Genomic DNA, 7,743 nt, shown 5'->3' with positions numbered 1-7,743 from the left:
CCAAAATCAAGCGAATTGACACCAGACCAAAGATTGTGGAAAAAAGAAAAAGAATCGGAGACTGGGAAGGAGACACGATTATTGGCAAAGATAGAAAAAAAAGATTACTGACAAATGTTGACAGAAAAAGCGGTTATGGCTTGATTGATAAATTAAATAAGGTTAGCATGGAAATAGTTCATGAAAAGTTAAAGAAAAGATTTAATAAAATACCCAAAAAGAAAAAATACACTTATACTTATGACAATGGAACCGAGATAGGAAAAGAAGATGAGTGGCTTGAGAAAAAAATTAAAATGGATGTTTACAGAGCTTATCCGTATCACTCTTGGGAAAGAGGATGCAATGAAAACTTTAACGGATTAGTTAGAGAATTTTTCCCAAAAGGAACAGATTTTGCCAACATATCCACAAAAGAAATTAAAAGAGCTGAAAAATTAATAAACAATAGACCAAGAAAAAGATTAAACTATAAAAAACCAATAGAAGTGTTTTAAAGAAAATTGAAAAAAATTTTAAAAAAATTTTCAATTTATCGATTAAGCTTTGGAATAGAATTTAAGCTTAAAATATATTTTTAAATTAACCCGCCGTCTCCAGATTTATTGTCTATGCCTTGATTTGCCAATTTATCCGCTTCTTTGTTTTGTTCTCTTGGTATATGATAAAAAGAAACTGATTTAAAATCCAGTATTAAATTCCAAACTGTTAAAAAAAATTTTTGCATATTTTCATTTTCAATTTTATATTGATGGCTTAACTGTTTTACAATAAGTTCGCTGTCTAAAAAACATTCTATTTCTGTTTGCTTTGATTTTTGTTTATTAAGCAAACTTTTTGTTTTTTTCAATCCAAAAATCAAGGCTCTGTATTCAGCTTCATTATTTGTTGTTTCGCCAATATATTCGCAATATTTTTTGTCATCGCCTATATTTTTTATTAAAATTCCAATTCCAGCTGGACCGGGATTTCCTCGCGCCGCTCCATCCGTGTAAATAATTACTTTTTGCATAAAATTTTTTGTTAATTTATTTTTCCGAGTGTTTTAAATCAATAATTTTTAATTGAATTTCACGCGATCCATTCCAGCAATTTTCTTCTATATAATAAGCAAGATCAACTAAATCTCCTTGCTTTAATTTTCCGCGCCAATTTTCCGCAAGCCCGAATCCAATGCAATCCCATCCGCATCCTCCTTCATAAGCGTCATCGCTCACGGAAAATTTTAGATGATTTCCATTTTTTCCAACTTCTCTTGAAGAAAGTATTTTCAAATTTTTGCTTGCAAAAAGCGGTTTATTATTACTTTGCCCAAAAGGTGCGAATTTAGAAAGATCATCAAAAAAATTCCAATTAATATCGCTTAAATTTATTTCAGCGTCAATTTCTAAAACAGGGCGCAAATCTTTTTCAATTAATTCTTCATCAGCAATTTTCAATATTCTATTTTTAAAATGGTTTAATGCGTTTTTGCTTGTTAAAGTTAATCCGCAAGCCTGGCTATGTCCGCCAAAATGAGAAAATAGATCGCTCATCATATTTAAAGCTTTGACTAAATTAAATTTCTGGATACTTCTTCCTGAGCTAATAATTTGTTTACCTCTTTCAGATAGAATAAATGATGGCTTGCTGTAATAATTAGTGATTCTTCCAGCGACTAATCCTAAAATTCCAATAGGACAATCTTTTTGAAAAGAAAACAAAATTTTTTCTTTTGGATTTTTCCCAATATCTTCTATTGCTTTTTTTACGATTAAATCCGTAATTTTTTGCCTTTCTATATTAAGCTGGTTTAGAATTTCAACAATTTTACTAGATTTTTCAGATGAGTTTGACATTAAAAGATTATAGGCGATTATCGCGTCATTCATTCTTCCTGCTGCGTTGATTCTCGGAGACAAACGAAAGGAAACATCATAACTTCCAATCTCTCCAAATTTTAAAGAAGCTTTTTCAACCAAAGATTTTAGCCCTTCTCGTTTGGTTTTATTTAAAACAACTAATCCGTATTTTGTTAAAATTCTATTTTCACCAATCAAAGAAACGCAATCCGCGATTGTTCCAATCGCGACTAAATCTAAAAGCCATTTCGCGAAAGCTTCTTTTTTAGAGTCGTCTTTTTTACTGATTTTAGATAACAAAGCTTGGCATAATTTAAAAGCAACCCCTACCCCGGCTAATTCTTTAAAAGGATAATTATGATCAACTTGCGCGTTTATTATTAAACAATCAGGTTTTTTTTCTGATGGATAATGATGGTCTGTTATTATAACTTCCATTCCTAAATTTTTTGCCATTTTTATTTCTTTACAATTGCTAATTCCGCAATCAACTGTTATAATCAAATCTGTTTTTTCCTTTGATAAAATTTCAATGGCTTTCGCGTTTAAACCATATCCTTCTTTTTTTCTGTCAGGAATATAAACATTGCATTTCGCGCCAAGTTCTTTTAAACAGGTTATTAAAACAGCGCTGGAAGTTATTCCGTCAGCGTCATAATCTCCAAAAACAATTATTTTCTTTTTTTCTTTAATCGTTTTTTTAATAATTTCAACAGCTTTTTCCATATCAGAAAAAAGAAAAGGATCGTTCAATCGTCCATAATCAGGAAATAAAAATTCATTGATTTTGTTTTGTTTTGTAATTTTTCTATTTGTTAATAGCTGAAGCGTAATTGGATTTATTTCTAAAAATTTATTTGCTAATTCTTTATTTATTTTTTTCGCGACTTTCCATTTTTTTTGCATATAGGCTAATACATAAAAGCAGGACCAAGCGTCCAAAAAATCATACTAATGCCAATTAATATCACAATTATAGTCCAAAATATTTTATGCCAGCGGCCTTTTTTTTCTGAAAACATTTTTTAATTTTTAGTAAATTATTTTTGAATTTTTGCGATTAACTTTGTTATTTCCGCTAAACGGTTAGAATAACCCCACTCATTATCATACCAAGCGACAATTTTTAGCAAATCCCCATCAACTATTTTTGTCATAGAAAGATCAATAATTGCTGAGTAAGGATTTTTAATAAAATCAGATGAAACTAATGGTTTATCAGTTATGTCAATAACATCTCGATATTTTTTTGATTTTTTTTCTTGAACAAAAATTTTGTTCACTTTTTCCGTGTCTGTTTTCTTTTTTAACAAAAAAACAAAATCAGACATTGAAACAAGCGCTGTAGGAACTCTTATTGAAATTCCATCAAATTTTCCTTTTAATTTTGGAACTGTTTTGATTGTTGCCAACGCGGCCCCTGTTGTTGTTGGTATAATATTTTGTCCAGCGGTTCGCGCTCTTCGCAAATCTTTATGCGGACCGTCAACTAAATTTTGGTCAGAAGTGTAAGAATGGATTGTTGTCATCATAACTTTTTTAATCCCGATCTTTCTTTCTAATATTTCAACAATCGGCGCGATGCAATTAGTAGTGCAGGAGGCATTTGAAATAATTTTGTCTGTTTTTTTAATTTTTCTTTCATTAACGCCCAAAACATAAATCGGAATATCATTGCTTTTTGCCGGAGCTGATATAATAACATTTTTTGCTCCCGCATTCAAATGCAATTTACATAGCTCTTTTGTTCTGAATAGACCTGTGCATTCCAAAACAGTTGATACGCCCAGTCTTTTCCAAGGCAGTTCAGTTGGATTTTTTTCCGCGAATACTTTATATTTTTTATTATCAACTATAATGCTGTCTTTGCTAAATCCAATCTTTTTGTCCCATTTTCCATACATTGTATCATATTCTAAAAGATGCGCCAAAGTTTTTGTGTCAGTCAAGTCGTTAATCGCTATTATTTGTAAATTTTTATGTTTTTCAATTAAAATTTTAAAAACAGCCCGGCCAATTCGGCCAAAACCGTTAATTGCTACTTTTACCATAAAATATATTTTAGATAATTAATAAATTATTTATATTGGTATTATATATAATTTAAAACTCTTGCCAAGAATTTATTTCACTTTTTTAAATTTTTTTACAGCTCCTCTAATTTAACCTTAACTTTTTCTACCTTCCCTTTTCTCAAAACCTCCAGCTCAACTTCGCTGTCAACTTTATATTCCTGAATTATTTCATTTAAACTTTTATTTATTCCCAAATTTTCGTCTTCAATTGAAAGTATTAAATCATTATATTTTAAGCCTGCTTTTTCAGCCGGGCTTTTAGCTTTTATCGCATTAGCTTTTTGCAAATCATAAATTAACGCTCCTTTTTGTTGTTTAATTTCAGATTTGATTTGGCTATTTTGAAAAGATCTAGACAAATCAATATAATTTACCCCTAAAAATATTCTTTTTAGTTCCCCTGTTTTCAAAATATTATTTATTTTGTCTTTAAAATAATTAACAGGAATTAGCTCTGATGAATTTTTGCCTGTCTTGCTGACAATTCCAATTATTTCTCCATATTGATTAACAAACGGCAATCCTGAATCAACAACTCTGTTGATAATTATTCTTTTTTCTAATTTTTCACTTGATTGAATAAAATTTTCAATTTTACCTGTATTAGTTATTTTTTCTTCAAACGCGTTATTAAACAGGTCAATGCTTATTATTTTGTCAAAAAGTTTAATTTTATCTGAATTGCCTAACTTTATTGTTGTTAATTTTTTTTCATTAGTTTCAACTTTTAAAAATAAAATTCCAGAGCAAGGATCAAGCGCTTTTTTTTGAAAAGAAAAAATTTGATTATCATTTAAAATAGCCAAATCACTATTTTTTTCTTTATCCATATCGGCTGAAGCAACAATCCAGCCGTCATTAGTTAAAACAAAGCCATATCCTATAATATCTTCTTCTGAATAAAAATTATTCAAAAAATCATTAGTTTTTTCTTTTGTTTTAATAATCGCAACTATACTCTTTGCGAAATAATCCATTGAAAAATCGTTTTTATTATCATTTAAAAATATTAGCTCATTTTTTTGATACGCGTCACTTGCCTGAATGTATTTATCATAAGATGCATTTAGCTGTAATAAATTATTTTCAATATACAATGATCCTAATATTCCAGATATAAAGCCAATAGCTGTCAATAATAACACAAAAAATAAATTTTGAATTTTTTTAAACATAAAATAAATTAAGCCCATTTGGCGGTAGCCATAGATAAAATTATAACTAATAAACTTATTGTCAAGTGCCTAAAAACTCTTATTTTATTTAAATCATTTTTAAAATGAAAATATGTCATTCCTATAATAGCATAATAAACACTGATAAGAATTAGACTGCTTATATAAAAATTTATTGGCAAAAAAGCAATGCCCCAAAAAAATTCTATTATAACAAGAGTTATAACTACATTATAAAAATGTGAAATTTTATTCGGAATTTTATATATAAAAAATAGATAATAATTAGATAAAAAACTAATAAAAATCACCAGCAAAATAATTTTTGTTAATGAAAAGTTAAAAAGGTATAATAAAGAAAAAAGAGTGGAATAAATAAAAAACAAAGATAGCAGATTAATAACAGTAAAAATATTTGTAACAAAATAATTTTTTTGTTCTTGGGAAGAAAATTCTGTTTCAGAATTTTTTAAAAAAGAAGGCGAATAAAAATAAAAAAATAAAACCTCTAAAAACAAAAAATAAAAAAAAGTAAAAAACAGAATTAACAAATGCGTGAAAAAAATATTTCTCAAAAACAAAAGAAAAGAAAGACTTCCTAAAAATAAAAATAACGGCGCGATAAAAAACAGATAGTTTTTATCTATTAAAAAAATTTTGATAATTTTAATTGTTTTAATTAAAATATCATTTTCATTATTTAATTCTTTTCTCGCTGAAACGCTTTTAGGCAGGATTCTCCAAACAGAAAAAAATATAAGCGCAACAATAAATATGCTCGCCAGCCAAATTAATGTTGGTTTAAAAACTAAAATTTCCATTACGATAAAAACTATAATCGCGGAAAAAAAAGAATTTAATCTTTTAAGGTTGAAAATTTTTTTAAACATTTTTATTTTTTTTCTAAATATTTTTTAATGGCATTATCTACCATTTCAAAACCGTTTCCTATCCCATCTGTCGAGATTTTGTTATTCGCGCTTTGATTTATAATATTAAACCCTCTTACTAATTTTAAGTGAAATTCTTTCTTATTTGCTGGAACAATCATATTAAAAAGTTTATCCAAGGTTGAATAGCTAAAATCCGCCCAAAATCCAGTATTGCTTATTGTTTTTGATTCCTCATAAGAATCTATAATTTTTTTTATTTTTTCTTTGTATTCAGATTTTAATTTTTCTTGGTCAGCAGGAGGCAATGGATTTTTGTCATACGGATTTTCTGTTTCTTTATTTTTATTTATAATTGTTTTTTGATTATCGGCGTAATTTTTTTCTTTTTTATCTAAAAAAAAGCTTTTGTTAATAATCAAAAATCCAAATAGCAAAGAAATAACAAATAATATCGCGAACGCAAATATCAGCTGAAATTTAATTTTTTGATTTTTTTGTTTTTCTAATTCCATAATTTTATAGTTTTTACATAAAATATTTTATCATCTAAAAAATATAAAAGCAAACTAAAAATTGAGTGTCTTTGCGAGGAATCCTTTGAATAATTTCGGATGACGACGAAACAACCCCGAGATTGGCAATAATATTTATGGGATTGCGGAGTTTATCCAGATGAATATTGGGGCTTCACTCGCAATGACTACAAATTTTTTCGTATTTTTTTCATTAACTCCATATAAAATTTTAGGTTATGAATAATGGCTATTTGCTTTCCAAGATCGTCTTTTGTTTTAAAAATATGGTTAAGATAAGCGTAAGATATTTTGCTGTTAGAATTTTTGCCTTCTATTATATTAAAATTATTTTTAAATTTGGCGTTAGCAATATTGATTGTTTTATAAAATTTTTTTTTATTTAGATTATCTGTTTTCCATAAAAACAGCTTTCCGTGCCGAGCTTCGCGTGTTGGAATAACGCAATCAAACATATCCCAGCCCATATTAACACAGCGGACAATATCGTCAGGGGTTCCAACCCCTAGAGCGAATTTTAAAGAATTTTCTGGAATTAAATCAGCCGTAAATTGCAAAATTTTTTTTAAAAATTTGCCGTTTTTATCAATATGCCGCGCGCCAAATCCATAGCCGTCAAACCCTATTTTTACCAACTCTTCAACGCAATGTTTTCGCAAATCAAAAAAATTACCGCCCTGTATAACTCCAAAAATCAAAGGTCGTTCGCTTATTTTTATTTTTCTTTTTTTAATTTGTTTTTTATATTCTCGCTTGCATATTTTTGCCCAAGCAATAGTTCTTTTAACGGCTTTTTCTGTTTTATTTTTGCTGGAATGATTAGGAACTGGATCATCCAAACAAACAATCATATCAACACCTAAGTCAAATTGTATTTGAATGGATTTTTCAGGAGTTAAATTATGGATTGAACCGTTGATTGGCGAGCGGAAAACAACTTTGCTGTCTGTAATTTTTCCCATATTAGAATTTTGATGTATTAGTGAAAAAACCTGATATCCTCCGCTATCAGAAAGCAATGGAGCATTCCAATCCATAAATTTATGGATTCCGCCGGCTTTTTTTATTGCTTTGATTCCTGGCTGGAGATAAAGATGATAAGTATTCACAACCATTGCGTTAATGTTCATTTTGCAAAGCTCGCTGTTCCCAAGAGATTTAATATATCCGCGCGTGGCGTCTGGCATAAAAAAAGGGGTGCTGATAGCGCCTCTTTTTGTAATTAT

General features: G+C 28.6%; 8 protein-coding genes. 1 reads left to right on the top strand and 7 read right to left on the bottom strand.

The window, feature by feature from the left end:
• On the top strand, positions 1-497 hold a 497-nt coding region (locus U9O55_00485; protein ID MEA2088310.1), incomplete at its 5' end, for an IS30 family transposase.
• Positions 498-577: 80 nt separating this feature from the next.
• Here the strand turns inward: U9O55_00485 and U9O55_00480 are convergent.
• From U9O55_00480 to tgt, 7 genes are all read right to left on the bottom strand, one after another.
• Positions 578-1,012, bottom strand: a complete 435-nt coding sequence (locus tag U9O55_00480; protein ID MEA2088309.1) for a ribonuclease HI family protein — start codon at positions 1,010-1,012, stop codon at positions 578-580.
• Positions 1,013-1,028: 16 nt separating this feature from the next.
• A complete protein-coding gene (gene recJ / locus U9O55_00475; protein ID MEA2088308.1) occupies positions 1,029-2,747 on the bottom strand; it encodes a single-stranded-DNA-specific exonuclease RecJ in 1,719 nt (572 codons plus the stop codon).
• Positions 2,748-2,881: 134 nt separating this feature from the next.
• Positions 2,882-3,892, bottom strand: coding sequence for a type I glyceraldehyde-3-phosphate dehydrogenase (gap, locus tag U9O55_00470; GenBank protein ID MEA2088307.1), 1,011 nt, complete (start codon positions 3,890-3,892; stop codon positions 2,882-2,884).
• Between the two features lie 95 nt (positions 3,893-3,987).
• Positions 3,988-5,091 (bottom strand): PDZ domain-containing protein, encoded by a 1,104-nt coding sequence (locus U9O55_00465; GenBank protein ID MEA2088306.1) that lies wholly within the window; start codon positions 5,089-5,091, stop codon positions 3,988-3,990.
• A gap of 8 nt (positions 5,092-5,099) precedes the next feature.
• On the bottom strand, positions 5,100-5,981 hold the full coding sequence (locus U9O55_00460) for a hypothetical protein (GenBank protein MEA2088305.1): 882 nt from the start codon (positions 5,979-5,981) through the stop codon (positions 5,100-5,102).
• 2 nt (positions 5,982-5,983) lie between these two features.
• Positions 5,984-6,496: a hypothetical protein gene (locus U9O55_00455; protein MEA2088304.1), complete on the bottom strand. Its 513-nt coding sequence runs from the start codon at positions 6,494-6,496 to the stop codon at positions 5,984-5,986.
• A gap of 188 nt (positions 6,497-6,684) precedes the next feature.
• Positions 6,685-7,743, bottom strand: a 1,059-nt coding sequence (tgt, locus tag U9O55_00450; GenBank protein MEA2088303.1) for a tRNA guanosine(34) transglycosylase Tgt, incomplete at its 5' end; no start/stop codon positions are given.

It is taken from the genome of Patescibacteria group bacterium (genome assembly GCA_034660655.1).
GTDB lineage: Bacteria > Patescibacteriota > Patescibacteriia > JAACEG01 > JAACEG01 > JAACEG01.
The sequence above is the reverse complement of the archived record's forward strand: the minus strand, read 5'-3'. Positions and strand labels throughout refer to the sequence as shown.

Coding starts and splice junctions, on each gene's coding strand:
- U9O55_00480 (MEA2088309.1), bottom strand. CDS start 1,012: ATGCAAAAAGTAATTATTTACACGGATGGAGCGGCGCGAGGAAATCCC.
- recJ (MEA2088308.1), bottom strand. CDS start 2,747: ATGCAAAAAAAATGGAAAGTCGCGAAAAAAATAAATAAAGAATTAGCA.
- gap (MEA2088307.1), bottom strand. CDS start 3,892: ATGGTAAAAGTAGCAATTAACGGTTTTGGCCGAATTGGCCGGGCTGTT.
- U9O55_00465 (MEA2088306.1), bottom strand. CDS start 5,091: ATGTTTAAAAAAATTCAAAATTTATTTTTTGTGTTATTATTGACAGCT.
- U9O55_00460 (MEA2088305.1), bottom strand. CDS start 5,981: ATGTTTAAAAAAATTTTCAACCTTAAAAGATTAAATTCTTTTTTTTCC.
- U9O55_00455 (MEA2088304.1), bottom strand. CDS start 6,496: ATGGAATTAGAAAAACAAAAAAATCAAAAAATTAAATTTCAGCTGATA.